The organism is Nocardia sp. CNY236 (assembly GCF_000482385.1).
Classification (GTDB): domain Bacteria; phylum Actinomycetota; class Actinomycetes; order Mycobacteriales; family Mycobacteriaceae; genus Nocardia.
In genome coordinates, this window is the sequence record NZ_AXVD01000015.1 from 12430 (window position 1) to 39005 (window position 26576).

Consider the following 26576-nt stretch of genomic DNA (forward strand, 5'->3'; position numbering starts at 1 on the left):
AGCTGCGCGCACACCTGCTGCCCTCACGCCGCACTCCCGTAACGTCGTTCCAACAACCAGACCAGCAACGCCTTCTGCGCATGCAACCGGTTCTCGGCCTCGTCCCAGACCACGCTGCGTGGACCGTCGAGCACCGCATCGGTGATCTCCTCGCCGCGATGCGCAGGTAGGCAATGCAACACCACGGCATCGGGCCGCGCACGCGCCAGCAGGTCGCTGTCGAGCTGGAACGGACGGAACGGCCCAACCCGGTCGAGGCCGTCGTTCTCCTGTCCCATGGACGTCCAGGTATCGGTGACCAACGCATCGACCCCGTCGGCTGCCGCGAGGGGATCGTCGGTCAGCGTGATGCGAGCGCCGGTCTCGGCTGCCCGCTTGCGGGCGGCCTCCACCACCCACGGCGACGGCTCGAACCCGGCAGGCGCCGCGATGGTCACGTTCATCCCCGCGGTGACGCCGCCGAGCAGCAGCGAGTGCGCCATATTATTGGCTCCGTCTCCGAAGTAGGTCAGCGTCCGTCCGGCCACCGCGCCCAGATGCTCGTTCAGAGTCTGCAGGTCCGCCAGTACCTGGCACGGGTGGAACTCGTTGGACAGCGCGTTGATCAGCGGAACCGTGGCGGTGTCGGCCATCTCGTCGAGTCGAGACTGCTCGAAGGTCCGCCACACGATCGCATCGACGTAGCGGGACAGCACCCGACCGGTGTCGCCGAGCGTCTCCTCCCGACCCAATTGGGTGTCGCGGCCGTCGACGACCACCGCGTGCCCGCCGAGTTGGGCGATACCCATCTCGAAAGAGAACCTGGTGCGGGTGGAGTTCTTCTCGAAGATCACGCCGACGCCGCGCGGACCCGCCAATGGTGTGCGCGACCACGGCGCCTGCTTGAGTTGGGCCGCGAGAGCGAGAACCTCGGCCTGTTCGTCCGGACCGAGATCGTCGTCGCGCAGGAAGTGCCGTACGGGCTCGGAGGTCATTGCGCCACAGCTCCTTTCGCATCCTCGAGTGCGCCGTCGAGGATCTCTGGCAGATCGGCAAGGAAGCCGTCCACCTGGTTTTCGGTCACCACCAACGGGGGCGCGAGTCGAATCACGTCGGGTTTGGGTGGATTGACGAGGTATCCCGCCGCCCGTGCCCGAGCCTCGACCCGGGCCGACAACGCCCCGGTGAGCACGATGCCCACGAGCAGGCCCGCGCCGCGCACCCGATCGATCGCAGGGTGCCCCAGCGTGTCGATGCCGTCGCGAAGCCGTTTGCCGACCGACTCGACATGCGAGAGCAGATCGTCGTCGTCGATGGCGCGTAGCACCGCCAATGCGGCTGCGGCGGATACCGGGTTGCCGCCGAAGGTGGTGCCGTGCAGGCCGGGTGTGAACATCTCGGCCGCCCGACCGTTGGCCAGTACCGCGCCGATGGGTAGTCCACCGCCCAGCCCCTTGGCCAGGGTGATCACGTCCGGGACGATGCCGGCGGCCTGGTGGGCGTAGAACTTTCCGGTGCGGCCGATGCCGGTCTGCACTTCGTCGAGCACCAGCAGCGCGCCGTGACGTGTGGTGATCTCCCGCGCCGCGGCCAGATAGTCCAGCGGCGGCACCACGACACCGCTTTCCCCCAGAATCGGTTCCAGGAACACCGCGGCGGTGTCACCGTCGACCGCGGCGTCCAGCGCTGCGGCGTCGCCGTAGGGTATGTGCACGACACCGGGCGGCATCGGCTCGAACGGTGTCCGCTTGGCCGGCTGTCCGGTGAGTGCGAGCGCTCCCATGGTGCGGCCATGGAAGGCATCCTCGGCGGCTACGATCGTGCGCCGCCCGGTCAACCGCGCGATCTTGAACGCTGCCTCGACCGCTTCGGCGCCGGAGTTGCAGAAGAATGCGCGGCCGGTGCCGTCGCCGAAGTGTGCCAGCAATCGCTCGGCCAGCTCGATCACCGGTTCGTTGGCATACAGATTCGAGACGTGTCCCAAGGTGCCGAGTTGCTCGGTGACCGCCTCCAGAATCGCCGGGTGCGCGTGGCCGAGGCTGTTGACCGCGATGCCGCCGACGAGATCGAGGTAGCGATTTCCGTCCGCGTCGTAGACCATCGCGCCCGCTCCGCGCACCAGCGCGACCTCCGGCGTGCCGTAGTTGTTCATCAGTGCGGCGGACCATCGTGTCCGCAGTTGCGCAGTGCTCATCGTGTGGTTCCATCCGGTGTGGGCGAGGTGTCCGCGATCGGCGAGGCTGGCGTCACCATCGTTCCGATCCCTTCTCCGGTGAACAGTTCCAGCAACACCGCGTGCGGGACCCGACCGTCGATCACATGCGCGGTCGGCACCCCGGTACGCACGGCGCGCAGGCAGGCTTCCATCTTCGGCACCATGCCGGCATCCAACGTGGGAAGCAACTGTGCCAATGCGATCTCGTCGATACGGGTGGTCAGCGACGAGCGGTCCGGCCAGTTGGTATACAGGCCCTCGACATCGGTGAGTACCACCAGCTTCTCGGCGCCGATGCCGGCGGCCAATGCCGCGGCGGCGGTGTCGGCATTGATGTTGTGTACCACCCCATCGGCGTCCGGTGCGATGGTCGAAACCACCGGAATCCGGCCGGCGGCGATCAAATCGAGCACCGCCTCGGGATTCACCGTGGTGACATCGCCGACCAGGCCGATATCGGCCGGTTCACCGTCGACGTACACGGTGCGGCGAGTCGCAGTGAACAGCCTGGCGTCCTCACCGGATATCCCGACCGCGTAGGGACCGTGCGCGTTGATCAAACCGACCAATTCTCGGCCGACTTGACCGAACAGCACCATCCGCACCACGTCCATCACCTCCGGTGTGGTCACCCGGAAGCCGCCACGGAATTCCCCGTGCAGACCCAGCCTCTTCAGCATCGCGCTGATCTGTGGGCCGCCGCCGTGGACCACCACCGGATGCACACCGACGGTACGCAGGAACGCCATGTCGGCGGCGAAGGCCCGCTTGAGGTCCTCGTCGATCATGGCGTTGCCGCCGTATTTCACCACGACGACCTTGTCGCGGAATTTCTGCAGCCATGGCAGTGCGTCGGCCAGGACATGCGCTTTGTCCAGTGCGGACAGTGTGTGTACTACGTGGTCGGTCATGAGCTGTAGGCCGAATTCTCCTCGACGTACGCGTGCGAGAGGTCGGTGGTGCGGATCGTCGCGGTCGCGGAGCCGACATCGAGGTCGATCAGTACCTCGATGTCGCTCCCCGATAGATCGACCTCGCGCGCGCCCGGCGCGCCGACGCTGTCGACGCAGACCGGAATTCCGTTGAACGAAACCGAGATGTGCGCGGGGTCGAGTGTGACCGGAGCCATGCCGACGGCGGCCAGCACCCGCCCCCAATTCGGATCGGAGCCGAACAGTGCAGTCTTGACCAGACTGTCGCGCGCGACGCTACGTGCGGTGGCCAGGGCTTCGTCTTCGCTGACCGCCCCGGTGACGGTAATCCGAATCAGCTTGGTGCGACCCTCGGCGTCGGCCATCAACTGTTCGGCCAGATCATCGCAGACCGCGAGCACGGCGGCATCGAACTCCTCGTCATCGGGAGTGATCCCGCTCGCGCCGCTGGCCAGCAGCAACACGGTGTCGTTGGTGGAGCACGAACCGTCCACATCCAGCCGGTCGAAGCTGCGCGCGGTCGCGGTGCGCAACGCGCGATCGAGCTGATCCGCGGTGACCGCGGCGTCGGTGGTGAGTACCACCAGCATGGTCGCCAGCGACGGAGCCAACATGCCGGCACCCTTGGCCATGCCGCCGACATTCCACCGGTCACGGTGATGGAATGCCGCTTCCTTGGGCACGGTGTCGGTGGTCATGATGGCCGACGCCGCGTCCGAGCCGCCACACAGACCGCCGGCCATCTCGTGCACGATCTCGGTGATCGCGGGAATCAGCTTCTGCATCGGGAGTCGATCGCCGATCAGGCCGGTCGAGCAGACCGCGACTTCTCCGGCGCCGGTTTCGGTTCCCCAATTGCTCAGTGCGGTAGCGAGTTCCTCGGCCGTTCTATGTGTGTCCTGGAATCCTCCCGGGCCGGTGCACGCGTTGGCGCCGCCGGAGTTGAGGATCACCGCGCGCAATCGCTCGCCGGTCAGCACCTGCTGCGACCACAGCACCGGCGCCGCCTTCACCTGATTGCGGGTGAACACACCCGCGGCGTGATATTCGGGTCCTTCGTTGAACACCAACGCGAGATCGGACTTACCGTTGGCCTTGATGCCCGCCGCAATGCCCGCCGCCCGAAAACCGAGCGGCGCGGTGACGCCTTGGGTTCGAATCAGTGTCCCGCCCGCCGCGGCCGGGGTCGTCACGGCGCCACTCCTACCGTGGAGAGTCCTGCGGTCTCGTCGAATCCGAGTGCGAGGTTCATCGATTGCACCGCGGCGCCCGCGGTGCCCTTGGTCAGGTTGTCGATCGCGCCGATGACGACGAGCACACCCGCGTCGGCATCGACGGCAACTTGCAGCAGGACCGCATTGGAGCCGAGCACCGCTCCGGTGCGCGGGAGAACACCTTCCGGCAGCAGGTGCACGAACGGCTCATCGGCATAGGCCTTCTCGTAGACCGCGCGCGCGTGCGCGGCATCGCCCCGGATCGGCGCGGTGCAGGTGGCGAGGATGCCACGCGGCATCGGCGCGAGCACCGGGGTGAACGATACTGCGACCTCCGTGCCACCCGCGGCGGAGAGGTTTTGCGCGATCTCCGGGGTGTGGCGGTGCGCGCCGGCGACACTGTAGGCCCGCACCGAGCCCATCACTTCCGACCCCAGCAAAGACGTGTCGAGTTTACGACCCGCTCCTGAGGTGCCGCTCACCGCGACGACATGCACGGAGGGCTCCACGATGCCCGCGGCGAGCGCAGGAGCCAGAGCAAGGCTGGCTACCGTCGGATAGCATCCGGGGACCGCAATCCGTGTCGTGTCGCGCAGCTTCTCGCGCCCACCGGGCAGCTCCGGCAGACCGTAGGGCCAGCTGCCTGCGTGCGAGCTGCCGTAGTACTTCTCCCAGGCCTTCGGGTCGGTGAGCCGGAAGTCGGCGCCGCAATCGATGATCAGTGTGGATGCCGGCAGTTGCTCGGCAATGGCAGCCGACTGGCCATGCGGAAGAGCAAGGACGACTACATCATGACCGGCCAGTTCGGCGCTGGTGGTCGGCGCCAAGATGCGATCGGCCAATGGCAACAGATGCGGATGCGCTTGCCCCAGGGTCGAGCCGGCATTGCCCCCCGCCGTCAGCGCCCCCAGCGTGAGGCGCCCGGTTCGGTAGGCGGGATGCCCCAGCAGCAGACGCAATACTTCGCCGCCGGCGTAACCGCTGGCGCCGGCCACGGCGACCCGCACAGCGGGCCCGGGCGGGGCGGGGACATCCGAGGAATCAACCATGTGATGATTATGCACGGCCATGCAAGCCCATTCACAGTGCGGTTCGATGTCCCCCCGGATGTCAGTGCTTCTGGACCACGCGCTCGCCCTCGCCCGGGGTCCAGATGGTGATATCGAGGTGACCGTCGACCAGTTCGACCGTCGAAGCCCCGGTCAGGTCCGCGACATAGAAGTGGTCGAATTCCTCGCCGCGGAGGTCGAAGCCGCTCTCATCGAACAACTGCTGGGCGAAACGGGCATGCACGTCCCGATCAGGAAGGTCGAGCACGGCACCGAACAGTTTGGCGTCACCGTCGGAGACATGTGTGTCGACTGTGGCAGTGTGCAGACAGAAGCGGGAATCCCGGGCCAAGTCGCGAAACTTGGTCGTCCCCGGCATTCCCGGTATCACGAGGAATTCTTCGAATACCCGCGGCTCGACCGGGCTGATTCGCGGGGAACCATCGGCCCGCAGGGTGCCCAGTAGGCACAGATTGCCTGTGGCGCGGTATCTCCGCAGAAAGATTTCGGTGATGTGCGGCGCTTCGTCGGTGAACCGGCTCCAAGAGGTCATGGCGCCCACGGTAGGACAAAAACTCGCTATATTCTGTCAGGTTTTATGGCTAGGCTGCTGGGATGCGGGCAAGTCGACTGGTGCAGTTGCTGTTGCTGTTGCAAACGCGCGGCAGGATGACCGCGCCGGAACTGGCCCGGAATCTCGAGGTGTCGGTTCGCACGGTGTATCGCGACGTCGAAGCGCTGTCCGGAGCCGGCGTTCCCGTGTACAGCGAGCCGGGCCGAGCGGGCGGCATACAACTGATAGACGGCTACCGCACCCGACTGACCGGCCTGACCAGCGACGAGGCCGACGCAGTACTACTGACCGGATTACCCGCCGCTGCCGCCGACCTCGGGCTCGGCACGGTCCTCGCGACCGCTCAACTCAAAATGCTCGCCGCGCTGCCGCCCGAACTGCGCGGACGCGCGACCCGCATCGCCGAACGCGTCTATGTCGACGCGCCGGGCTGGTTCCGACGGCCGGACGAGACTCCAACCCTCGCCACCGTCGCCGACGCACTCTGGCACGACCGCAGGCTACGCATCCGATACAGCCGCAAAGACAAGGTCGTCGACCGGGTCCTCGATCCGCTCGGTCTGGTTCTCAAAGCAGGCACCTGGTATCTGGTCGCACGTAGTGACTCGGCACCGCGCGCATATCGCGTGAGCCGAATCCTCGTCGCCGAGGCGACCGACGAGACCTTCGTTCGCCCCACCGAATTCGACTTGCAGGCGCACTGGGCCGACTCCGCCGCCGACTTCGCCCGGTCGATGCTGCGGGTGCGGGCGCACTGCCGGATCGCTGTCACCCACGTGTGGCTATTGCGTCAGATGGGCGACCCCGCCGCGATCACGGAGGCGGTGGACTCCGTGGACGAGCCGGACGCCGACGGGTGGGCGAGGGTGGTCATACCTGCCGAATCCTACGAGGTGCTCGCGCAGTACATTCTTGCGATGGGCGAGTTCGTCGAAGTACTGGAACCAGAAAATTTTCGCGCACGGATCGCGCAGTCGGCTGCCGCCATGCACGCACATTATCGCAGCTGAGCACCCGCGTCGGCGGCATTCGGCGGCTCGGTCGACTCGAGACACGGCGCAAAGCCTTCGACCGACGATGTCGAGAACTGCCCAGCAGCTCCGTCCCAGGGGTGGCGATCCACTAGGGTCGCGCGTCCGGACGGGTGAGGTCGCCTGCCCATACGGCAGACGACCAGGACGGACGACAGGAGTGAACGACAGGAGCGGCACGTACATGAGCATCGAATTCAAATCCAGCAGGAACAAGCAGTCCACCTCTGCCGAGGAGGGGTTCTCCGAACTCGAACGCGCCGCCATCAAGGAACGCGCGGCAGAGTTGCGATCGGATTCTCGCCGCGACAAGAGCGCGAAGAAGGCGGCGGCCGACGAGAAGGACGTGCTGGCGAAGATCGCCAAGATGGAGCAACCGGACCGTGCGATTGCCGAGCGCCTGCACGCCATCATCACCGAGACCGCTCCGGACCTGGCGCCCAAACTGTGGTACGGCCAGCCCGCCTACGCGCGCGACGGAAAGGTGGTGTGCTTCTTCCGCAGTGGCCAGAAGGACAAGGAGCGCTACTCGACCTTCGGCTTCACCCCCCAGGCGGCGCTCGACGAGGATCACGGTATGTGGGCGACGTCGTTCGCCTTGACGGAGTTGAGTGACATGGCCGAGACGGTGATCAGAAAGCTCCTCACGATGGTGAGCTGAGCTGCTGGATTGCCGGGCCCGGTCGGCGGCCGGATCCATCCGGCCGGGCCTGCCCGAGGTCGCGACCAGGTTGCGGTGGTCGGACCCGGCGCCGACCGATCGGGCGGTAATCCGCTGGGCGCGTTCAGGACATGCGATGCTGGGCAGACGTACGACAGAGAGTTCCGCAATGACACACCCAGCAGCACAGTTCGTCGATCGCCGCTTCGCACGCCTGGTCGCCGAGTTCGATCGGCTCTTCCGACAGCCCTCCGACGGCGGCGGTGCACTGGCGGTCTACCTGCACGGCGAGCCGGTGGTGGACGTCTGGGCCGGCTTCGCGCACCCCGACCGGCCATGGGGGCGCGATACCGTCGCGATGGCGTATTCCACGAGCAAGGGCATTGCCAGCACTCTCGTGCACCGGTTGGCCGAGCGTGGCCTGATCGACTACGACGAGCCGCTGGCGACCTACTGGCCCGAATTCGCGGCGGCGGGCAAGGGGCGCATCACGGTGCGCGCGATACTCACCCACCGGGCCGGGCTGCACCGGCTGCGTGGGCTGCTGCCGGGGCCGCCGGAACGATTCTTCGATGACGAGGCAGTGACCGCGGCGCTCGCCGCTGCCGCTCCCGACCCGCGGCACAGGGTGACCAGCGGCTACCACGGAATCACCTACGGCCATCTGGTTGCCGAACTGGTCCGGCGGGTCACCGGAGCGGAGTTCACCGATGTCCTACGTACCGAGATCGCGCAACCCCTGGCGGCCGAAGAACTCTGGTTCCGAGTGCCATCCTCCGAACGTGAACGCATCGCCGCCAACTTCCCGCGCCTGACCATCGCGGGAATGAACTGGGAGCGCAGCTCCCGGTTGCTCACCCGTACCCGATTCGCGGCAGCCGCGGAGACCACACCGGAGGGTTTCGCCGATCTGGTCGCCGATCCGCGCCTCCACGATTCGGTGATGCCCGGCCTCAACGGCGTCTTCTCCGCCCGCGCGGTGGCCCGCGTGTACGGTGCGCTCGCCAACGGCGGACAGCTCGACGGATACCAGGTTTTGCGTCCGGACACCATCGAGCAGATGACGCGCCGGCAGGTGTTCACCTCGGACTACGTGCTCGCCTTCCGCATCCCCTGGGCCATGGGCTACCACGGGGTACCGATGAAACCGTCCAAAAACGAACCGATCTCGGCCTTCGGCCATTTCGGCCTCGGTGGTTCGGGTGGCTTCGCCGATCCAGCGACCGGGATGTCACTGGGCTTCGTCACCAATCGCTTGGGGGGCAAACTCACTCCACTCGGGGACGCTCGCCTCGCCCGGCTGGGCGCTCTCGCCCACCACCTCGCTCGTGGCACTCGGCCGCTGGCCGTCACCGAATGACGCGGCCCACGTGGCAGAGCACAACGACACAGACCCGATGGACATCACGCAGATCGAGGCGGCGGCACAATTGCTGGCTCCAGTGATTCGACGAACACCAGTGGTGGCTTCGCGAGTGCTGTCGGAAAAGGTGGGCGCCGAGGTATGGCTGAAGTGTGAGAATTTGCAGCGGACCGGGTCGTTCAAACCGCGCGGCGCCTACAACCGGATCGCGAATCTGCCACCGGAGTCACGCTCGCGCGGTACGGTCGCGGCGAGTGCCGGCAACCATGCACAAGGGGTCGCGTGGGCAGCGACGGCACTCGGGATCGAATCCACGGTGTTCATGCCGATCGGGGCATCGCTGCCGAAACTGATGGCGACCAGGGCATACGGCGCGCAGGTGCATCAGGTGGGCGAGTCCGTCGATGAGTCACTCGACGCCGCCAAGGATTTCGCCGACCGGACCGGGGCGACGCTGATCCACCCATTCGACCATCCCGACATCGTGGCCGGACAGGCGACCGTCGCACTGGAACTGCTGGACCAGCTGCCCGCACTGGGCACGGTGCTGGTTCCCACCGGTGGCGGTGGCTTGCTGGCTGGAATCGCGGTCGCTCTGCAACACGTGGCGCCGGATGTGCGGGTGATCGGGGTCCAGGCGGCAGAAGCGGCTGCATGGCCGGATTCTTTGGCGGCCGGGCGGCCGGTCCGAGTCGACCGGATGTCGACGATGGCCGACGGTATTGCGGTCGGTCAACCGGGTGCGGTGCCGTTCACACAGGTGTCTCGGCATGTTTCGACCATTGTGACCGTCGAGGAAGAGGCACTGTCGAAAGCGCTGCTGCTGTGTCTGGAACGCGCAAAGCTGATCGTGGAACCGGCCGGCGCCGCGGCGGTCGCTGCGTTGATGAGTTGCGCGGCCGAGGAACTCGACCTGCGCGGGCCGGTCTGTGCGATCGTGTCCGGTGGCAACATCGACCCCTTGTTGCTGACCCGAGTCGTCGGCCACGGGATGAGTGCCGCAGGCCGTTATCTTTCTGCGCGCGTGACGATCTCCGATCGCTCCGGCGCGCTGGGCGCGCTTCTGGCCGTCGTCGGCAAGACCGGCGCCAGTGTCGTGGACGTAGCGCATTCACGCACCAGCACCTGGCTGGCGATCGGTGAAGTCGAGGTGAGCCTCACTCTGGAAACGAAGGGTGCCACACATCGGGACGAGGTACTGGCTGCGTTGACCAACGCGGGATACGCCGTCCGCGATACGGATTGATCGAAGCTGCAGTTCGGATTGCGCTCAGAAGGTTGCGAGCAACCGGGGGAACCTCACATTCATCGGCAACAATGCCCATTTCACCGCAGGCACACCCGTCGGTCCGGATTCGGTGATTCGAATCCAATACTGGCGGACCTCCTTGGTGATGGGGTGCATGAGCGCCATAGTCCTCGACAACAGTTCGGATGGCGGTAGGTCGGTGTTCCACAACTGATCCCAGTCGCGCGATTCGGCACAGCGATCGATCAGGGCTCGGCGCTCGTGCGGGTCGATGAGTGCATCACTGGTGGCCTTGAACCACTGCACGACCCGTAGCGCCTCCAGTTCCCATTCGGGTAGAACATGTTTGGCGATGGCGTCGGTGACCAACCACTCCATCATATTGTTCGTCGACTCGATTCCGGGAAAGGCCATCCGGTAGGGCTGGTTGTGAGCAACAACCCCGAAACTCGGTACCGCGAGCATGCTGGCCGGGTACGAGTGAGCGTCGATATCGGTTCGGTCGTGAACCGTCGAGACAGCCTCGATGTCGTCGCCCCGGGTTCGGGACTGGACAATCGCCTGGCGTTCGAGGCTCCCGCGGGTGAATTCGTCGATACCGAGGGCAGCACACACCGCGGTGACGATGCCCGGCGCACGGGCACCGGTACCGAGTTCGAGCTCTTCGACCCCTGCGAGGCAGACACCTACCGCGGCAGCGAGTTCCATCCGGCTCATCCCCACTGCCTCGCGACGGTAGCGGATGAACCGAACAATGGCTTGCTCGCCGACGGTGTCGGGCACGATTGTCGTGTTCGTCGAGCGTGGTCCGAGCCAACTCGGCGGGTCGAAGCTCTCGACATCGGCCTGTTCCGCAGTGACGTCGGCTGCGGTCACCGCAACGCCTTCATGGATCGGTGTTCCTTCCACTCTCGTATGGTCCGCCCGCGAGGGCTCGCCGCGGCCACCATAGCGGCCATCCGGGCGTAAAACCAAACAATTTGACGCCTTTTTATGCCCGAACGTTTGCCAACGCGCCCGTTTGCGCGTCGACCACACCGTGTAGAAGCGACAGTGTCGCGACGCCCGCAACCACCGATCCCGGATCCCGGATCCCGGATCGACCGTCGTCGGGTTCGCGCAGACCGCCTGTGACCGCTGCTCAGTTGGGCGCCGCCGGGCTGAACGGCTGGTTGATGGTGGTGAAGTACTGTACGGCTGCCAGGATCGCGACCGGCGCCGTCACCAGCAGCTGCCCGGCGAAGGTTCCCAGCGCGCCGACGGCGAGTACTCCGCCGATGCAGCCGACCGCCGCCGCAGGAACGAAGGGGCCGAACAAACCGATGATCGTGGCCGAGGCAACCGTGGCGCCGGCGACACCGCCGAGCAGGCAGCCCACAGCGGCGCCACCGATACTGCCGACCAAGCCGCCGACCGTGGCGCCCAGGCCGATAGTGGCGGTCATGCGCCGCCAGGCGGCCTGCTCCCGTTCGTATTCGCTCTTCCACGGCGCCTGGCTTTCATAGGGCAGAGCCGCAGGCTGATACACCGCGTGCGCCAGGTCGAACTGCGGGGTCAATACCGCGGTCCGGTGACGGATCTCCGCAGCGATCGGGAACACGAAATCATCGACGCGGAAGGACAATTTCGTACCGGCGAGCACCGTACCGTCTGCTGCCTTGATCTTGAACACGCCGGCCTCGTCCACCAGCGAGCCGCCATCGGTCTCGATGGTCGTCGACGATTGCGTCACTCTGGCCCAGTAATTCACCGCGCCTTCATCGGCGCCGGTTTCGGCGGTCGCCGTGCCGACGGGCAACGTCATCGCCGCAGCAACCGAGCCCATAGCGATCATCGTTTTCCACTTCATCGTTTCAACTTTCTTTTTCATCTGCCGGGGTCGACGTAGTCGCCTCGTTCGGGCATGAAACGGCCGACACGGAAATTCGAATTCCGATTCGCCGTGTGAGTGATCGAAATGCGTGAACTGCCCGTGGGCCTCTAGGAGTCGGTGCGCGCGATGGGCACGCCGGCCAAGGTCTCGGTTGCCTGCCCGTCGCGGAGTGCGAATTGGCCATTGACCAGCACTTCGACCATGCCGTCCGAGTATCGCTGCGGATCTTCGTAGGTCGCATTGTCACGCAGCTTCGCCAGGTCGATCACATTGATATCGGCATAGAAGCCCTCCTGGATATACCCCCGCTCCCGCAGCCCCAGGAACGTTGCAGCCAGCCCGGTCATGCCTCGGATGACATGGGGCAGCGTCACTCGACGCTCGTCCAAGGCGAGCCGACGGAGCTTGTTGGTGAAGGCGCCGAAACTTCGCGGGTGGGAACGGCCGGGCCCTGGTGGGGCGGAAATACCATCCGTGCAGGTCATCATCCAGTCCTGCGTGGCCAGGTACCTGATGTTGTCGATGTCGTAGAGATCCATGTTCATGACGACGGTCAACTCGAATTGCCTACGCATCATGCGGATCACCACCTCGAACGGGGAGACATCCCACCGATCGGCTACCTGCTGTAGGCTCCGCCCGTTCAGCTCCGGGTCGGGCTCCACGAACACGATCTTCCCGGCACCGCCCCGGATGTCGAGCATCTGCTCGCTGTCACGCTGCATCCGCATGCGTGTGGCCGGATCGCGATACCGGCCGAGCAACGCGTCCTTCCCGCCGGCCAGAGCCCAGCTCGGTAAGGCATACGATTTGAGGTCGGTCATGGTGGCCGTGTAGGGGTGCTGCGCAGCCATCACATCCACGCCTCGGGCGCGAGCGCGTTCGATCAACGCGGCGCCCTCGGGCGCGCGCCCGTAATTGCGCACACTCTGCGGACTGAAGTGACTGAAGATGACCCGATTGCCGCTCTTCTCACCGATCTCGATGGCCTCGGCAATCGAAGCCAGAAATCCGATGCCCTCGTAGACCGCGCCGAGGTCACGGTCGTGGGTGTCGTAGATCCCGTGATAGCGGCCCGAGACCGTGGCCACCTCGATGACCTCGTCGGTCCCGGCATATACCCCGGGCGTGTAGAACAAACCACTCGACATTCCGAATGCACCACCGCGCATGCCGCGCTCGATGTAGTCCTGCATCGCCGCGATCTGTTCCCGCGTCGCCGGCTGGTCGGACATACCCATCACGGCTTTACGGGCAGCGTTGAAGCCGACATACGTGACAAGGTTGGCTCCCATACCGTTCTGGCGGTATCGGGTGAAATCCTCCGACACGGTGTCCCTGCCCCAGCCGTCGACTCCGACGACGACGGTGGTGATTCCCTGGTATCGCTGCGGCAACATCGTGCGGCTGTCGGGCTCATCCGGATCGGCGTGACTGTGCATATCGATGAAGCCGGGTGTCACGACCAGCCCTGTGGCGTCGATCGTCTCTTTGCCCACGACCCCGGCGATATCGGCTCGGCCGACGAAGGTGATCTTGTCACCGATGATGCCGATGTCGCGGCGTACCCAGGGGTTTCCGGCTCCGTCGTACACCTGCCCACCGCTGATCAGAATGTCGACCCGGTGATCGGATGGCGGTGTGGTCTGCTCGGTTCCGGCACAGGCCGCGATCGTCGGCAACAGCGCCGTGCCGAGCGCGGCGAATGCGCTGCCCTGCAGGAGCCGTCGGCGAGACGGTCTCGCCCTGTCGGTCTGTAGCGTGGCGCCACGAATCGGATACGTCATCGGGTCCTCTTCTTCGCGCTGCATCGCGCGCACTCCTTTCGAACAGCGGTCAACCGGCAGTGCCGACCACTGGTGCGGTGCTGAGTGGATAGTCCATGGTCGGGGCGGCTCGCGAGCGTCTGCTGCGACCGTCGCGCGAGCCGAGCCACCGGACGAGGAACGAGATCACCACGTTGGTGGCGACAGAGATCACCGCGACAACGATTGCTGTAGAGCCGAGTAGCGCCATAGTGAGACGGGTGAATGTTCTCGTCACAGAGTTCGTGGAAAGCATTGCGGTGTAGCGATGTTCGATGTTCAGCGCTGCCGCGTCCCGGGCGGACCGATGACCATGGCGACCGCGCAGTCGGCGAGGTCGATGCTACGTAGGGCAGTCGCGGTGCCCGAAACTCGTGCCACGCCATGCATGCCGATCGGCGGGGTGCTGGTGGGCAACGGTGAGAACGCTGCGGCGTCGCCGAGCGATTCGGTCTTCATGAGTGAATCCAGTCCTGATGTGAAGTGTCGTGCGAGGTCGCCGGATGTCGGTTGCCACGGATGGATACAGACACCAGCCCATATCGAGTTACCAGTCAGCTACATACATGCGTGTGGCAGCGAGTGGTGCCGATACGGGGAATCGCTCCGAACTCACATGCGGGACCTGGTTCGGAGCTAGAAAAAGTTGTTCCAGTCATAGTGCGTGCGAGGTACGAGACATGTAACTACAAGTCAGCTCGATATGCAACAACGATTGCGCACAAATCTGTCAACGCAATCATTTTGCTCGCGTAGGCATCATCGAAGCCGATGAGCGCACAGTGGAACGACGGCGATCCTCAGGCGCCGAGATGGCGGCGCATACCGACCAGCGAATGACGAGCGCGGCGCCGAAGAGGAGGTTGAACACGGCATGCGCGGTGGCGCCGACGGCCAACGAGAATCCGGTGTCCACCACGAACCAGGTGGCCAGACAGCTGGCCATGGCGGTCCAGGCCCAGCGTTCGCGGCGCGGCAGAGGACCACGGGCCACCGCCACCAGGCCGCCGCTGGTCGTCGCACTGCTTGCCCAACTCGACGGCCTGCTCGTGCTGCGTGGTATCGGGAACAGCGACGTGGCCGACGCGGCAGCACGCACCCTCGGCTGGCAACCTGATCCCGGACATTCGACCGACCCCGAACTGTCGGCGCCAGATAGCTGAACCACCCGAAACCGCCATACCACGACACCGGAAACCTATGCGGTGGGGTGACCGGCGCAATGGTCAGTCCGTTTTCGACTTGGCGCGGGCGTACGCGCGGGCGGCGCGAGCGCGGTCGCCACAGCGGGTCGAGCACCAGTGGCGGCGACCGTGGCGGATCAGGTACCGATTACACGGGACGGACTCGCAGGTCGTCAGGAAATCGGCACCGGACCCGCTGAGCAGGTCTGCCGCATCTGCGGCGAGCGTCGCCAGCGCGCGGTCGACGTTGGGCGGGCACAGCGCAGTGCGGTAGAAGCCATTCGCCTCGTCCCATTGCAACAGGGCGGCCGTTGGGGTCCTGCTCAGCGCGTCGTTGACGGCGGACAGCGCTGCAGGCAAGACAGGCTGCTGGGCGACGCGGGCGGCGAACAATGCCCTGATGTGTTCTCGCAGCACGCGCAGCTGCGTCGCACACATCTCCTGCACTCCGGCATCGGCGGGCGCAAGGCCCCGTTCGGCGAGCCACCGATTCGCGGATTCGGGAGTGCCGAGTAGGTCGATGAAGTGTCCGCCGGGCAGCACATAGGCGCTGTCGGCGAAATCGACAGCGAGGTACTGCTCGGCCCCGGGCGCCGGCGGTAGCGCAGCGGTCGAGGCCTCCCGCACGACTCTCGTAGCTCTCATAGCTCTCATGTTACGAATTGCATTTGTCCGTGAGAACACCCTACGGTATCTCACGGATATTTGGAGTTTTATTCGTGAGGAGATTGTTCGTGGGTTCCGAAAGCACAACCGACCAGCAGGTCTGCGTCCAGGTACTCGGCGGCCCGACCGCGCTCTTCGAATACGGCGGGCTGAGGTTCCTCACCGACCCGACCTTCGATGCACCCCGCGACTACCAACAATCGGGCGGCGTGCTCACCAAGACCGCGCCGGCTTCGGCTGCGCCAGCCGACCTCGGCCGCATCGACGTGGTTCTGCTCTCGCACGATGAGCACCCCGACAACCTCGACGACTCCGGTCGTGCCCTGCTCTCCGACGTGCCACTCACCCTCACCACGCCCGGTGGTGGACAACGCCTCGGGAACGGAGCCAAAGGCCTGGCCGACTGGGAGTCGATCGAGTTGGATCGCCGAGGCGACGGCACGATCACCGTGACGGGCGTGCCAGCGATCCACGGGCCGGGCACACGCGAGGAGGTCGAACCGATCACCGGCCAGGTTGTCGGATTCGTCCTGACCGGGGAAGGCCTACCCACCGTCTATGTCAGCGGCGACAACGCCTCGCTCACTGCGGTCGAGGAGATCGCCGAGCGATTCGCACCGGTGGATACCGCCATCCTCTTCGCCGGAGCTCCCCGCTTCTCCGTTCTCTTCGACGGTGCGCCGATCGTCCTCGACAGCACCCGGACCGCCGAGGCCGCCGAACTCCTCGGCGCACGTCGGGTCGTTCCCGTTCATTACGAGGGTTGGGCCCACTTCACCGAGGGCCGTGCCGAGTTGGTCGCGGCGTTCACTGCCGCCGGACTCCGCGACCGCCTCGACCTGGGCGAGCTGAGCTGACGCTGTCGTGGTGACTTCGGTATCTGCCAGCATCGATGATCCCCTCGGCTCCAAGGCCCAGCGCCGCACCCTGATCGTCCTGGTTGCCGCTCAGGCACTGAGCGGTGCGGGACTGGCGGCGGGCGTGACCGTCGGTGCGCTGCTCGCGCAGGAGATGCTCAGCTCGACCGGCCTCGCCGGCCTACCCAGTGCGCTCGGGACTGCAGGCTCCGCGCTGGCGGCCGTTGCAGTCGGACGAATTTCGCAAGCCCGCGGCCGCCGCCCCGGCCTGGTTGCCGGGTATCTGACCGGTGCCATCGGCAGTGTCGGAGTCATTGCGGCCGCCGTAGCCGGCAATCCGATCCTGCTGTTCGTAGCGCTGTTCGTCTATGGCGCTGGCACCTCCACCAATCTGCAAGCCCGGTATGCCGGAGCCGATTTGGCCGGCCCGGCGCACCGCGCCCGTGCTGTGTCCATCGTGCTGGTCGCCACCACACTCGGTGGCGTGGTCGGCCCCAACCTCACCGCGCCGACCAGCAACCTCGCACTCGCAATCGGCATCCCCCATCTGGCCGGTCCGTTCCTGCTCGCCGGGGCCGCCTACGCATTGGCCGCCGTGGTGCTGGCCATCTGGCTGCGCCCCGACCCACTACTGCTCGCCCGCACGCTCGAGGCCGGACACATCGCCGCGCAGCCCGACAGCGCCGAGGGCCGACCGCACCATTCGGTCCACAGGCGCGGTTCCGGCGTGCTGGTCGGTGCGGTGGTTATGGTGCTCGCCCAGTTCGTGATGGTCGCGATCATGACGATGACGCCCGTCCACATGAACGACCATGGCCACAGCACCGGCGCCACCGGCCTCGTCATCGCCATCCACATCGGTGCGATGTACCTGCCGTCGCCACTGACCGGCTGGCTCGTGGATCGCTGTGGCCGCTTCACCATCGCCGCCGTATCCGGACTGACCCTGCTCGGCGCCGGAGTCGTCGCCGCCTGCGCCCCCAACGACTCCGTGTTGCTGTTGACGGTGGCACTCACGCTGCTCGGTCTCGGCTGGAACTTCGGCCTCGTCGCAGGTACTGCGATCATCACCGACGCCGTTCCGCTGGCCACCCGCGCCAAAACCCAGGGCCTGGTCGACGTCACCATCGCCATCGCGGGCGCGACCGGTGGCATGATCTCGGGGCCGGTGGTCGCCAATGCCGGCTACCCCACGCTGGCGGTCGGCGGCGGCATCCTGGCACTGATCAGCGTGCCGGTCGTCGCGGCCGCACGCAATTCGCCCCGTTGGCCGTGACCACCGCAGACGCAACTTCGATTGCGTCTGTGCCATGATGTGGTGCATGGCGGCGAAGGAAACCGCGGTGGCCCCGGCACCGGAAACCTATGCGGAGTTGCGCAGCGTTCTGCAAGCTCGGATGGACGCATTCGCCCCAGGGCAACAGCGGGTCGCCAAGGTGTTGCTCACCGATCCCGAAGGCGCCGCGTTCCGGACGATCGCCGAGAATGCGCGGGTGGCCGGCGTGCACCAATCCTCGCTGGTGCGGTTCGCGACAGGACTGGGCCTGTCGGGCTATCCGGCGCTGGTCAAGTTGTGCCGCGAACATCTGGCAGAACAAGCCCAGCTCGTGCGACGCTTCGAAGCCGCGGAACAACACAGCGCCTCCACGCTGTTCGCCGCCGCCGTCGAACACGACCAACAGAATCTCGCACGTACCTACGCCCGTATCGACCCCGCCGAATGGGATCGTGCGGTCACGATGCTGGCCGAAGCACCGCGCGTCCACATCATCGGATTACGCAAGTGCACGGGCGTGGCACAGACGATGGCCTACCTGCTACATATGGTGCGCCCGGGCGTGCGGCATGTGGCGCCTTCCCTGGGCGGGCTGGTGGACGAACTGCGCGATCTCGACAGCAACGATGTCTTCGTCGCCATCTCGATCCGCCGCTACACCGCCGATACCGTTCGCGCCCTGCGATTCGCGCGCCAACGTGGCTTGCGCGCGATCGCGCTCACCGACGACGCAGCCTCGCCGCTGGCGGCAGCAGCGGATGTCACGTTCTTCGTGGACACCAACGGCATCACCATCTTCCGATCGCTGTCGGCCTTCCTGTCACTGGTTCAGACCTTGTCCACGGCCGTAGCATTGCAGCGCGGGAAACATACGCGGGCCGAGTTGCAGCAAGACGAAGCGCTACTGCAGGCCTTCGACATCTATACCGCCTAACGATGCCGAAGGACGATCGCGAAAGGCCGCCTTTCGTATCGGAAGACCCGATCGCGCCCGAACCGTCGAACGCGAAACACTTTCTCCGGTAGAGATTGTCACCGAGACGCGGCTCTGCTACCACCTGTGTGGGCGACGGCGCCCCTGTTCCGCGACATTGCGCGGCGTGCCGAGCGGAAGTATCGCGTCCCAATACTCTGCGCGCACCGCGTCCCACAGCTTCCAGTGCCCAGGGAACCACTCGCGCACGAGCACCAGATCCGGGCGAGCGCCGTCCTCACCGAAATACACGACTCCAGACGCGCCATTGGGAATGTCCACCGCGGTTCCGTCCAGACGCACGCGGTAGGCCGTGACCGGGCTACTGTGGTCGGCGAACGACTCCATCTCGATACGGGGGCCGACTACGCGCCATCTGGCTTCACAATGACCGAACGAGGTGATATGCACCATGTTTCGCCGCCTCACCACGTGGTGCGGCCACCGACCGACAGAGCATCTCGTCCACGTAGAGTGATCTGGTAGCCGTCATGTCCCCCCGGCCCGCCGGCGACCACGAGACCCATACGCTGTAGCCGCTTCACCGCGCGTCGCGCACGGCGACCGGACAGTTCGAGGGTCAGCGCAAGCGCTGCGACAGAGAGAATTCCGCCCGGCTCCAGTGCCAACAGCACTGCGACCTGCGCCCGATCGAATCGAGTTGTTCTAGGCATGCCGACACGATCCGTCGAACACCGACACCGAGTCGTCGAAACAGCACTGCTCGGAAATTCTCGCCGAAAAGCTATAGTCGCGTTGTGCACTGCCACATAGAATCAACGCATCTTGCAACGCATGGGCACTGCAGAATGCAACGATGAGGGGGACGATGTGGCAAGAGATAGCGAGCTGGAAGAAACGGGTAGCACCCTGCCACGCAGGCAGCTCGGCAGGTACCTGCGGGAGGCACGCGAAGGCGCAGGACTCAGCACAGACAAAGCCGCTCAACTCATGGAGTGGCACAAGTCCACCGTCAATCGCCTCGAGCGCGGGCTGACCGAAAGGATAAGAGTCCGAGATATTCTGGGCCTCTGCGAAATATATGGGCTGAGCGACGAAAAGACCGCAGTCGCGAAGGGTCTTGCCGAGCAGACTCCGGCGAAGTCGTGGTGGCACGCCTACGCCGATCTGATTCCCGCCAACGTGAACCTGTTCGTCGGTTTGGAGTCCGGTGCGAATACCCTGACAATGTTTCAGCCGCTCGTCGTCCCCGGCCTGCTGCAGACAGCGAACTACGCGCGTGCACTCGATCGAATCTATTTCCCGGATGAAACGAGCGAAGAGCTGGACCGGCGAGTCGCGCTACGAATCAGACGGCAGAACATCCTCACGCGCAAACGCAGGCCCACCCGCGCCGTGATAGTCCTCCACGAAAACGTACTACGGACCGTGATCGGCGATCGTCGTGTCATGGCTGCACTGTTACGACACATCGCGGACCTGGGCACTCGAGACAATATCGAAGTCCGATTGCTGCCCTTCCGTGCAGGTCTCCCCTTGGGGATGCCACTACCACCATTCACCGTTTTCGAATTCGACCGCGATACCCATGGCAGGTTGGTCGAACCTACTGTTGTGTTCTCGGAAAGCTTTGCGGGAGCGATGTACTTCGAGCGACGAACAGAAGTGGAACTCTACCGACGGTCGTTCGAGATAGTGCAAAGTTCCGCGCTGGACACTCGTCCCAGCCGAGATATGTTGCGACAGATAGCAAGGGAGTACGACAGTGAGCGTTGACCTGACACTGGCTCGGTGGTTCAAGTCCAGCCACAGCTCTGGGGGACAAGACTGCGTCGAGGTCGCCTTCCTCGAAGGTGGGAGAGTCGGAGTACGGGATTCCAAGGACCCTGCAGGCTCGATTCTGATATTTCACCCCGCTGTATGGGATGCCTTCACCGCGACAGTAGCGCACGAGGAGTTCAACCGGTCCCCTGCCTGACTGTTCGGCGACCTCCCGGATGGCAAGGATCGACCGACAGAAGGTTCACGCTACGAGCCTGGACGCACGTCCGAGCCGGGACCTCCTGAGAGTGAAAGCAAGGGAGCACAGCAGTGACCGTTGATCTGGCCGGAGCCGAGTGGTTCAAGTCCAGCCACAGCTCCGGTGGGCAAGAATGCGTCGAGGTTGCTTTCCTCGAAGGAGGGAGCATCGGAGTACGGGATTCCAAGGACCCTGCAGGCTCGATTCTGATATTTCACCCCGCTGTATGGGATGCCTTCACCGCAGCAGTAGCGCACGAGGAGTTCAACCGGTCCCCTGCCTGACTGTTCGGCGATTCCCGGATGGCCCGGAGCGGCAATCGGGCCAGCGCCGGGCCGTTCCGCCCCTGCCTTCGGCTACGGGCTGGTCGTCAGAAGAATGTGTGCAGCACATCGACGACCTTCGGGGCGGGGGCGTCGGCGTCGTCGACCACCGGGATGAGCCGCCACTTGTCGAAAGCGGTACACGGATGAGACAGGCCGAGACGCACGACCGCACCGATCTGCAGCGTCGACGCTGCGCTGGGCGGCAGCCGCAGGAAGGCATGCTGATCGTTGAGCGCGGATACCGTCGCGCCGACGAGTGGCTCGGAGCCCTCCCCCACGACCAGCTGCGGAACCGGGAGGCCGGCGTCGAACGGGAGGTCACGTCTGCCCGCGTCCAATAGGGCGAGACCTGGCTCCGGGCAGGACAATACGCGAGCCCAGCCGTGCATCGCCGCACGCAGTGGTGTGACAGCGTTCGGCAGGGCCAACGGCGACACCGCCGCGTAGAAACCGTCGTCATGGATGACGTAGGCCCCGGAACGCAGCACGACAGTCGTCGCGACACCGCGAGCGCCGTGCTCGTCGGCCAACGGTGCCAGGTGTTCCACCACCAGGTCCGGATAGGTGCTGCCGCCCGCGGTGAGAATCGCCGCGCCTCGGTACACCCCCGCGTCGGCCAGTTCGCGGTGTAGGCGAGCGAGCTGGCCGAGGTAGTCCTCGACCGCTGCGACGCCTTTCGGAGAGCGTTCGTAGGCCAGTACGCCCTCATAGCCACCCACGCCTGCCAGTGTCAACCGCGAGGCGCCGGCGATCGCCCGCGCAACGGCAGCCGCCTCGTCGACGGTGCGCGCGCCGGTACGGCCACCCGGCGCACCCAGTTCCACCAGCACCGGGATGCGCGCCGAGCCCGGCGCGCCGTGCAGGTGCGCATCCATCAGTGCGACCGTCTCGACACTGTCTGCCCAGCAGAAGAACTCGAAGGACGAGTCGTGCATGATTTCCGCCACGACCCAGCGCAATCCGACCGGATCGACGAGTGTATTGGCCAGCAGTACCCGCGCGACACCGAAAGCACGCGCCACCTGCGCCTGCCAGACAGTGGCCACCGTGATCCCCCACGACCCCGCGGCCAGTTGGTCGGCCCACAATCGAGGGGCCATGGTCGTTTTGCCGTGTGGCGCCAGACGCACCCCGGCCGCGTGCGCCCAGTCGGCCATGACGGAGATATTCGTTGCCACTGCACCGCGGTCGACGGTGAACATCGGTGTCTGCAACTGCCCGAGTGTCGGTGCAGTGGACAAGAACTCTCTCACCGTGGAACCCCACGACGCAGGCGGCATGCCTTTGTGCTCGGGACCGATCGTGCGGTCCCCGAGCGCCGCAACCGCGGCATCGTCGATCGACATCACATTCCTTCCGTCGAGCGCGGCCCTGGTGCGCACCGGTCAGCCCGAATTGCGCAGTGCGGTAGCCAGGCCGTTCATGGTCAGCAGAATGCCGCGCTTCACCAGTTCGGAGTCGTCGCCGGCGCGTAGGCGACGCAGCAACTGCACCTGCATCTGATTGAGCGGCTCCAGGTAGGGGAATCGGTTGTGAATGGACTCGGCCAGCGACGGGTTGTCGGCCAGGAGGTGATCGTTGCCGGTGATCGCGGCGTGCATGCGCATGGTACGTGCATGCTCGTCGCAGATCATGCCGAAAATCTCTTCCCGCAACGACACGTCGTCGACCAGTTCGGCATACCGGGCTGCGATGTCCAAATCGCTCTTGGCCATCACCTGGGCCAAATTCGACAAGACGGTGCGGAAGAACGGCCACCGCCGATACAGATCCGTCAGAACTGCCAGACGGTGCGGATCGCCACCGATCCACTGCTCGAGCGCCGCGCCGGTGCCATACCACCCCGGCAGCATCACCCGTGCCTGACTCCACGACATCACCCAGGGGATGGCCCGCAGGTCCGCGACCGAATTCGTCGGTTTGCGCGAGGCGGGTCTGCTGCCGATATTCAGGTCACCGACCTCGGCGACCGGCGTGGACTGGCGGAAATACTGGACGAACCCTGGGGTTTCGTGCACCAACTGGGTGTATGCCGCGCGGGCCCGCGCCGCCAGGTCGTCCATGATCGCGTAGGACGGCTCCGCGTCCGTGCCGAGTCCTTCCACATCCAACAATGTCGACTCGAGCGTACCGGCCAGCAGTGACTCCAAGTTGCGGTGCGCCGCACCGGGTTCGGCGTATTTGGCGGCGATCACCTCGCCCTGCTCGGTGAGCCGCAGCGAACCACGAACGGCGCCGGCTGGCTGAGCAAGGATCGCGTCGTAGCTGCGGCCACCGCCGCGACCCACGGTCCCGCCGCGACCGTGGAACAGCCGCAAGCGGATTCCGGTCTTGCGCGCCACATCGACCAAATCCAACTCTGCGCGATACAGTGCCCAGTTCGCGGCCAGGTACCCGCCGTCTTTGTTGGAATCGGAATAGCCGAGCATGACTTCCTGACGCATTCCCTGCGCTGCCACCAGCTCGCGATACACCGGAACCTCCAGCGCGGCGGACAAAGTCGTGGCGCCAGCGCCCAAGTCTTCGATGGTCTCGAACAGCGGCACGATACCCACCGGGCAGCTCGGTGGCCCGTCCGTCTCCCCCGGATCGAGCAGCCCACCCTCCTTCAACAGCAGGGCGGCCTCGAGCAAGTCGCTAACCGAGGTGCACATGCTGATGATGTAATTCGGCACCGCCCCTGCGCCGAGAGCGGCCACGACGTCCCGTGCGGCGCGAATGATGCCCAACTCCTTGACGGCCTGCTCGCTCAGCCGCGCCCGCGGACCGAGCAGAGGACGCCGGGTGCACAACTCCGCTGCCAACACCTCCACGCGCCGCGCCTCCGGTAGACCGGCATAGTCGCGGTGCACCCCGGCCCAGGCCAGTAGCTCCGCCACCACCTGCTCGTGCACCTCGGAGTTCTGCCGCATGTCCAGTCCCTGGAGGTGGAAGCCGAACGTTTCCACCGCATGTCGCAATGCGGCCAGACGATCGTCGGCGAGCAGACCGTCGCCACCGCGCCGCAGCGAGGCGTCCACCGCGTCGAGATCGTCCAATACCGCTGCCGGAGTCGGGTAGGGCTGCGCCACGTCCTCGGGGCCACCTGGCGACATCTCCCCGAGTGCGGTCCATGCGGTGGCGGTCAGTCGCGCCCGAATATGGTGTAGCGCGCGGCGATACGGCTCGTCGGCATGAATGGCCGGATCGGGGTAGCCGGTCTCGGCGAGAGCCGCCACCGCGGGGGTCACCGTGACCAGCCGGGCCGACAACGCCAGCGTCTTCTCCAACTCCACCAATTCGCTCAGGTAGCGCTCGAAGGCCACACCAGCGGCGCGATAGGCGGCCTGGCGCACCACATCGGCGGTCACGTAGGGGTTTCCGTCCCGGTCGCCCCCGATCCACGAGCCGGGACGCAGAATCGGGCGGCGCAGCAACTCCACCCCGGGCCAGCGGGTGCGCAACGCGGCGCGCACCTCGGCATTGATCGCTGGGATGACATCGAACAATGTGAGGTCGTAGTAGCGCAGACCCACCGAGATCTCGTCCTGAATCCGCAGGCGGGCCAGGCGGATCAACGCTGTGCGCCAGAGGCTGAGCACCTGGCGACGAATGCCGCGGTCGAGCTCGGCGCGCTCGGAGTCGGCATAGCGTTGACGCAGACGCAACAGTTCGGTGATCCGGGCCTGTGCGTCGAAGACGGTGCGTCGCCGGGTCTCGGTCGGGTGTGCGGTGATCACTGGCGACACCAACGCATCGGCCAGCAGCTCCCCGACCCGAGTCGCGTCCAGCGCGGCGGCGTCGAGCTTGCGGTAGGTCGCCGCCAACGACGAGTCCTGCGGCGGTTCACCGGCTGCTTCGTGGGCAGCGCGGCGTCGGTCGCGCTGAATGTCCTCGGCCAGATTGGCCAGCAAGACGAAGTAACTGAACGCGCGGATGAGCGGAAGCGCCCTCGTGATGTCCACGTCGTCCAGCATCTGCGCGACGGCGCTGCGCCCGACCTCCTCGCGGCGCACGCGGAACGCCTCGATACGCACCCGCTCGACCAGGTCGAAGACTTCTGGTCCCTCATGGTCCCGGATGATGTCGCCGAGCACGCCACCGAGGAATCGGATGTCGTCGCGCAGCGGCCGCGTTGCGTCGTGTGGGGTGCCGATCATCGATTCGCCCATGCTCAGACAGTATTGTCCGTAACCGACAGCGGCGCGCAACGTGGGCCAGAGTAGACGGTGGTCCGCGGTCACGCGGCTGCAACCGCTCGGCGATCCGACCCGCCGTCCCCGGTCTACTTCCCCGCGAGGATGTCGAGCACCGTGTCAGAGGTATAGAAGGGGGTCAGGCGCTGAGCGATCAGCGTCGCCAGCACCCCGTCACGCTTTGCCCCCTCGATGACGGCCGGACCGTACCGCAAGATCTCGGTGACGATGTCGTCACCGGTGAGTCCGAGTTCGGGCAGCATCGTTGCCAGGGTGTAGTCACCGTATTTGCTGAAGAACACCTCTACGCACTGGTCCACCAGCAGGCCGACATAGCCCTTCTCGCGGGTGGTGACCGCGACCTCGTAGACCAGTAGCGCGAGCTCGGCGAGGTCTTTGCTGCTGAGGTAGGCGCGCAGCTCACCGACCGGTTCGCCGGCATGCAGGTCCCAGAACTCCATGGCTGCCGCGTGCACCGGCGCATCGCGCAGCATCTCGCGCACGGCGTTGGTGGTGCGCTTGAGCGCGAACAGCGTGCCCTTGCCCGCCAGGTCGCCGACGAACGTGCCGTCGGCGACCTTCTTGGCTTTGTTGGCCGCGGATTGCCCCAACGACACCAGCGAGGACACACCCGGGATCTTCTCGGCGAATTCCCGGTTGGCCTGCACGAAATCCTCGAGCAGCTTGTCCACGAACTTCGAAGCGACCGTCGCGACCAGAGGACTTTCGGCGAGCCGGTCCAGCGTGCGCTCCTGCGCGCGACGCATGTCCAAGATCTTCGCCAGCAACGCCTCCATGGGCTCGCGGTCGACCACGTCGCCGAGTGTGTGCTCGCGTTCCGCGGCAATGTGAGCGTAGATGGCGTCGGCGAACACACCGACCGTATCGGCGATGACCGGGCTGCCACCGATCAACTCGATGACGGTGCGGACGGTCTTCTTGGCCTGCTCGACCTCGATGACATCACGGACGACGAGCGTGTCGGCGACCTCGAGCGCTGCCTCGGTGTCGCGCACGATCACCTCGGTGAAGCGCTCACCGGTGACCTCGGCGAGCAAGAACTCCACCTGAGCGTCCAGAAGCCGTGCCGCGATCTCCTTCGGCTCGCTCATCGAGTTCCCCTCTCGCCGTCGCGCCAGCGCGCGACATCCTCACGTGCTCGCAGTGCTCGTCCACGCCCCGGCGCCTGTGTC

General features: G+C 65.8%; 28 protein-coding genes. 11 read left to right on the top strand and 17 right to left on the bottom strand.

Going from position 1 to position 26576, the window contains the following annotated elements:
* Positions 1-23: 23 nt before the first annotated feature.
* The 6 genes from argF to K940_RS0110285 form a co-directional block, all read right to left on the bottom strand.
* The gene (gene argF / locus K940_RS0110260) at positions 24-974 is read right to left on the bottom strand and encodes an ornithine carbamoyltransferase (protein WP_028477462.1); all 951 of its coding nucleotides are present in this window, start codon (positions 972-974) and stop codon (positions 24-26) included.
* On the bottom strand, positions 971-2173 hold the full coding sequence (locus K940_RS0110265) for an acetylornithine transaminase (RefSeq protein ID WP_028477463.1): 1203 nt from the start codon (positions 2171-2173) through the stop codon (positions 971-973). Before K940_RS0110265 ends, argF begins: the two co-directional genes overlap by 4 nt.
* Positions 2170-3105 (bottom strand): acetylglutamate kinase, encoded by a 936-nt coding sequence (gene argB, locus K940_RS0110270; protein WP_028477464.1) that lies wholly within the window; start codon positions 3103-3105, stop codon positions 2170-2172. Before argB ends, K940_RS0110265 begins: the two co-directional genes overlap by 4 nt.
* Positions 3102-4319: a bifunctional glutamate N-acetyltransferase/amino-acid acetyltransferase ArgJ gene (argJ, locus tag K940_RS0110275; protein ID WP_028477465.1), complete on the bottom strand. Its 1218-nt coding sequence runs from the start codon at positions 4317-4319 to the stop codon at positions 3102-3104. Before argJ ends, argB begins: the two co-directional genes overlap by 4 nt.
* Positions 4316-5389 carry an N-acetyl-gamma-glutamyl-phosphate reductase gene (gene argC, locus K940_RS0110280; protein ID WP_028477466.1) on the bottom strand — a complete coding sequence of 358 codons (1074 nt, stop codon included), beginning with the start codon at positions 5387-5389 and terminating at the stop codon, positions 4316-4318. Before argC ends, argJ begins: the two co-directional genes overlap by 4 nt.
* Before the next feature lie 61 nt (positions 5390-5450).
* Positions 5451-5942, bottom strand: a complete 492-nt coding sequence (locus K940_RS0110285; RefSeq protein WP_028477467.1) for a pyridoxamine 5'-phosphate oxidase family protein — start codon at positions 5940-5942, stop codon at positions 5451-5453.
* Positions 5943-6004: 62 nt separating this feature from the next.
* On the opposite strand from K940_RS0110285, the gene K940_RS0110290 reads away from it, so the two are divergent.
* The 4 genes from K940_RS0110290 (at position 6005) to ilvA (ending at position 10264) form a co-directional block, all read left to right on the top strand.
* A complete protein-coding gene (locus tag K940_RS0110290; RefSeq protein ID WP_028477468.1) occupies positions 6005-6973 on the top strand; it encodes a YafY family protein in 969 nt (322 codons plus the stop codon).
* A 205-nt stretch (positions 6974-7178) separates the two neighbouring features.
* Positions 7179-7655: an iron chaperone gene (locus tag K940_RS0110295; RefSeq protein ID WP_028477469.1), complete on the top strand. Its 477-nt coding sequence runs from the start codon at positions 7179-7181 to the stop codon at positions 7653-7655.
* 169 nt (positions 7656-7824) lie between these two features.
* Entirely contained in the window at positions 7825-9015 is a 1191-nt protein-coding gene (locus K940_RS0110300) for a serine hydrolase (protein ID WP_028477470.1), read from the top strand.
* A gap of 37 nt (positions 9016-9052) precedes the next feature.
* A complete protein-coding gene (gene ilvA / locus K940_RS0110305; RefSeq protein ID WP_028477471.1) occupies positions 9053-10264 on the top strand; it encodes a threonine ammonia-lyase in 1212 nt (403 codons plus the stop codon).
* 24 nt (positions 10265-10288) lie between these two features.
* On the opposite strand, the gene K940_RS0110310 is transcribed toward ilvA, so the two are convergent.
* The 5 genes from K940_RS0110310 to K940_RS0110335 all read right to left on the bottom strand — a co-directional run bounded on the left by K940_RS0110310 (position 10289) and on the right by K940_RS0110335 (position 14404).
* On the bottom strand, positions 10289-11176 hold the full coding sequence (locus tag K940_RS0110310; RefSeq protein WP_155980806.1) for a hypothetical protein: 888 nt from the start codon (positions 11174-11176) through the stop codon (positions 10289-10291).
* A 232-nt stretch (positions 11177-11408) separates the two neighbouring features.
* Positions 11409-12116 (bottom strand): hypothetical protein, encoded by a 708-nt coding sequence (locus tag K940_RS27755; protein WP_036528188.1) that lies wholly within the window; start codon positions 12114-12116, stop codon positions 11409-11411.
* 131 nt (positions 12117-12247) lie between these two features.
* Positions 12248-13951, bottom strand: a complete 1704-nt coding sequence (locus K940_RS0110325) for an amidohydrolase family protein (protein WP_028477474.1) — start codon at positions 13949-13951, stop codon at positions 12248-12250.
* A 25-nt stretch (positions 13952-13976) separates the two neighbouring features.
* Positions 13977-14183 (bottom strand): hypothetical protein, encoded by a 207-nt coding sequence (locus tag K940_RS0110330; protein ID WP_028477475.1) that lies wholly within the window; start codon positions 14181-14183, stop codon positions 13977-13979.
* A 41-nt stretch (positions 14184-14224) separates the two neighbouring features.
* Positions 14225-14404: a hypothetical protein gene (locus K940_RS0110335; RefSeq protein ID WP_028477476.1), complete on the bottom strand. Its 180-nt coding sequence runs from the start codon at positions 14402-14404 to the stop codon at positions 14225-14227.
* A gap of 323 nt (positions 14405-14727) precedes the next feature.
* Between K940_RS0110335 and K940_RS0110340 the strand changes: the two genes are divergently transcribed.
* A complete protein-coding gene (locus tag K940_RS0110340; RefSeq protein WP_028477477.1) occupies positions 14728-15108 on the top strand; it encodes a hypothetical protein in 381 nt (126 codons plus the stop codon).
* A 63-nt stretch (positions 15109-15171) separates the two neighbouring features.
* Here K940_RS0110340 and K940_RS0110345 read toward each other — a convergent pair whose 3' ends face one another.
* Positions 15172-15774 (bottom strand): ABATE domain-containing protein, encoded by a 603-nt coding sequence (locus tag K940_RS0110345; protein ID WP_196812160.1) that lies wholly within the window; start codon positions 15772-15774, stop codon positions 15172-15174.
* 89 nt (positions 15775-15863) lie between these two features.
* On the opposite strand from K940_RS0110345, the gene K940_RS27760 reads away from it, so the two are divergent.
* The 3 genes from K940_RS27760 to K940_RS0110365 are packed head-to-tail and all read left to right on the top strand — an operon-like array spanning position 15864 to position 18862.
* Positions 15864-16652, top strand: coding sequence for an MBL fold metallo-hydrolase (locus tag K940_RS27760; protein WP_036528190.1), 789 nt, complete (start codon positions 15864-15866; stop codon positions 16650-16652).
* 10 nt (positions 16653-16662) lie between these two features.
* Positions 16663-17928, top strand: a complete 1266-nt coding sequence (locus K940_RS0110360) for an MFS transporter (protein ID WP_231390316.1) — start codon at positions 16663-16665, stop codon at positions 17926-17928.
* A 46-nt stretch (positions 17929-17974) separates the two neighbouring features.
* Entirely contained in the window at positions 17975-18862 is an 888-nt protein-coding gene (locus tag K940_RS0110365; protein WP_028477481.1) for a MurR/RpiR family transcriptional regulator, read from the top strand.
* 117 nt (positions 18863-18979) lie between these two features.
* Here K940_RS0110365 and K940_RS0110370 read toward each other — a convergent pair whose 3' ends face one another.
* On the bottom strand, positions 18980-19315 hold the full coding sequence (locus K940_RS0110370) for a hypothetical protein (RefSeq protein ID WP_028477482.1): 336 nt from the start codon (positions 19313-19315) through the stop codon (positions 18980-18982).
* Between the two features lie 11 nt (positions 19316-19326).
* Positions 19327-19575 (bottom strand): helix-turn-helix domain-containing protein, encoded by a 249-nt coding sequence (locus K940_RS0110375; protein ID WP_155980807.1) that lies wholly within the window; start codon positions 19573-19575, stop codon positions 19327-19329.
* Positions 19576-19696: 121 nt separating this feature from the next.
* On the opposite strand from K940_RS0110375, the gene K940_RS0110380 reads away from it, so the two are divergent.
* The 3 genes from K940_RS0110380 (at position 19697) to K940_RS31525 (ending at position 21166) form a co-directional block, all read left to right on the top strand.
* The gene (locus tag K940_RS0110380; protein ID WP_081706271.1) at positions 19697-20638 is read left to right on the top strand and encodes a helix-turn-helix transcriptional regulator; all 942 of its coding nucleotides are present in this window, start codon (positions 19697-19699) and stop codon (positions 20636-20638) included.
* On the top strand, positions 20628-20840 hold the full coding sequence (locus K940_RS31520; RefSeq protein WP_081706272.1) for a DUF397 domain-containing protein: 213 nt from the start codon (positions 20628-20630) through the stop codon (positions 20838-20840). Before K940_RS0110380 ends, K940_RS31520 begins: the two co-directional genes overlap by 11 nt.
* 113 nt (positions 20841-20953) lie before the next feature.
* Entirely contained in the window at positions 20954-21166 is a 213-nt protein-coding gene (locus K940_RS31525; RefSeq protein ID WP_081706273.1) for a DUF397 domain-containing protein, read from the top strand.
* 86 nt (positions 21167-21252) lie between these two features.
* Here K940_RS31525 and K940_RS0110385 read toward each other — a convergent pair whose 3' ends face one another.
* From K940_RS0110385 to K940_RS0110395, 3 genes are all read right to left on the bottom strand, one after another.
* A complete protein-coding gene (locus K940_RS0110385; RefSeq protein WP_028477485.1) occupies positions 21253-22554 on the bottom strand; it encodes an amino acid deaminase in 1302 nt (433 codons plus the stop codon).
* 39 nt (positions 22555-22593) lie between these two features.
* Complete coding sequence (ppc, locus tag K940_RS0110390; protein ID WP_028477486.1) at positions 22594-25347, bottom strand: phosphoenolpyruvate carboxylase; 2754 nt, start codon at positions 25345-25347, stop codon at positions 22594-22596.
* 125 nt (positions 25348-25472) lie between these two features.
* Positions 25473-26495 (bottom strand): hypothetical protein, encoded by a 1023-nt coding sequence (locus K940_RS0110395; RefSeq protein ID WP_028477487.1) that lies wholly within the window; start codon positions 26493-26495, stop codon positions 25473-25475.
* Positions 26496-26576 lie beyond the last annotated feature (81 nt).

What these genes read in the sequence shown, in the direction of transcription:
- argF (WP_028477462.1), bottom strand. Translation starts at nt 974, where the DNA reads ATGACCTCCGAGCCCGTACGGCACTTCCTGCGCGACGACGATCTCGGT.
- K940_RS0110265 (WP_028477463.1), bottom strand. Translation starts at nt 2,173, where the DNA reads ATGAGCACTGCGCAACTGCGGACACGATGGTCCGCCGCACTGATGAAC.
- argB (WP_028477464.1), bottom strand. Translation starts at nt 3,105, where the DNA reads ATGACCGACCACGTAGTACACACACTGTCCGCACTGGACAAAGCGCAT.
- argC (WP_028477466.1), bottom strand. Translation starts at nt 5,389, where the DNA reads ATGGTTGATTCCTCGGATGTCCCCGCCCCGCCCGGGCCCGCTGTGCGG.
- K940_RS0110285 (WP_028477467.1), bottom strand. Translation starts at nt 5,942, where the DNA reads ATGACCTCTTGGAGCCGGTTCACCGACGAAGCGCCGCACATCACCGAA.
- K940_RS0110290 (WP_028477468.1), top strand. Translation starts at nt 6,005, where the DNA reads ATGCGGGCAAGTCGACTGGTGCAGTTGCTGTTGCTGTTGCAAACGCGC.
- K940_RS0110295 (WP_028477469.1), top strand. Translation starts at nt 7,179, where the DNA reads ATGAGCATCGAATTCAAATCCAGCAGGAACAAGCAGTCCACCTCTGCC.
- K940_RS0110300 (WP_028477470.1), top strand. Translation starts at nt 7,825, where the DNA reads ATGACACACCCAGCAGCACAGTTCGTCGATCGCCGCTTCGCACGCCTG.
- ilvA (WP_028477471.1), top strand. Translation starts at nt 9,053, where the DNA reads ATGGACATCACGCAGATCGAGGCGGCGGCACAATTGCTGGCTCCAGTG.
- K940_RS27755 (WP_036528188.1), bottom strand. Translation starts at nt 12,116, where the DNA reads ATGAAGTGGAAAACGATGATCGCTATGGGCTCGGTTGCTGCGGCGATG.
- K940_RS0110325 (WP_028477474.1), bottom strand. Translation starts at nt 13,951, where the DNA reads ATGCAGCGCGAAGAAGAGGACCCGATGACGTATCCGATTCGTGGCGCC.
- K940_RS0110335 (WP_028477476.1), bottom strand. Translation starts at nt 14,404, where the DNA reads ATGAAGACCGAATCGCTCGGCGACGCCGCAGCGTTCTCACCGTTGCCC.
- K940_RS0110345 (WP_196812160.1), bottom strand. Translation starts at nt 15,774, where the DNA reads ATGAGAGCTACGAGAGTCGTGCGGGAGGCCTCGACCGCTGCGCTACCG.
- K940_RS0110365 (WP_028477481.1), top strand. Translation starts at nt 17,975, where the DNA reads ATGGCGGCGAAGGAAACCGCGGTGGCCCCGGCACCGGAAACCTATGCG.
- K940_RS0110370 (WP_028477482.1), bottom strand. Translation starts at nt 19,315, where the DNA reads ATGGTGCATATCACCTCGTTCGGTCATTGTGAAGCCAGATGGCGCGTA.
- K940_RS0110375 (WP_155980807.1), bottom strand. Translation starts at nt 19,575, where the DNA reads ATGCCTAGAACAACTCGATTCGATCGGGCGCAGGTCGCAGTGCTGTTG.
- K940_RS0110380 (WP_081706271.1), top strand. Translation starts at nt 19,697, where the DNA reads ATGGGCACTGCAGAATGCAACGATGAGGGGGACGATGTGGCAAGAGAT.
- K940_RS0110385 (WP_028477485.1), bottom strand. Translation starts at nt 22,554, where the DNA reads ATGTCGATCGACGATGCCGCGGTTGCGGCGCTCGGGGACCGCACGATC.
- ppc (WP_028477486.1), bottom strand. Translation starts at nt 25,347, where the DNA reads ATGATCGGCACCCCACACGACGCAACGCGGCCGCTGCGCGACGACATC.
- K940_RS0110395 (WP_028477487.1), bottom strand. Translation starts at nt 26,495, where the DNA reads ATGAGCGAGCCGAAGGAGATCGCGGCACGGCTTCTGGACGCTCAGGTG.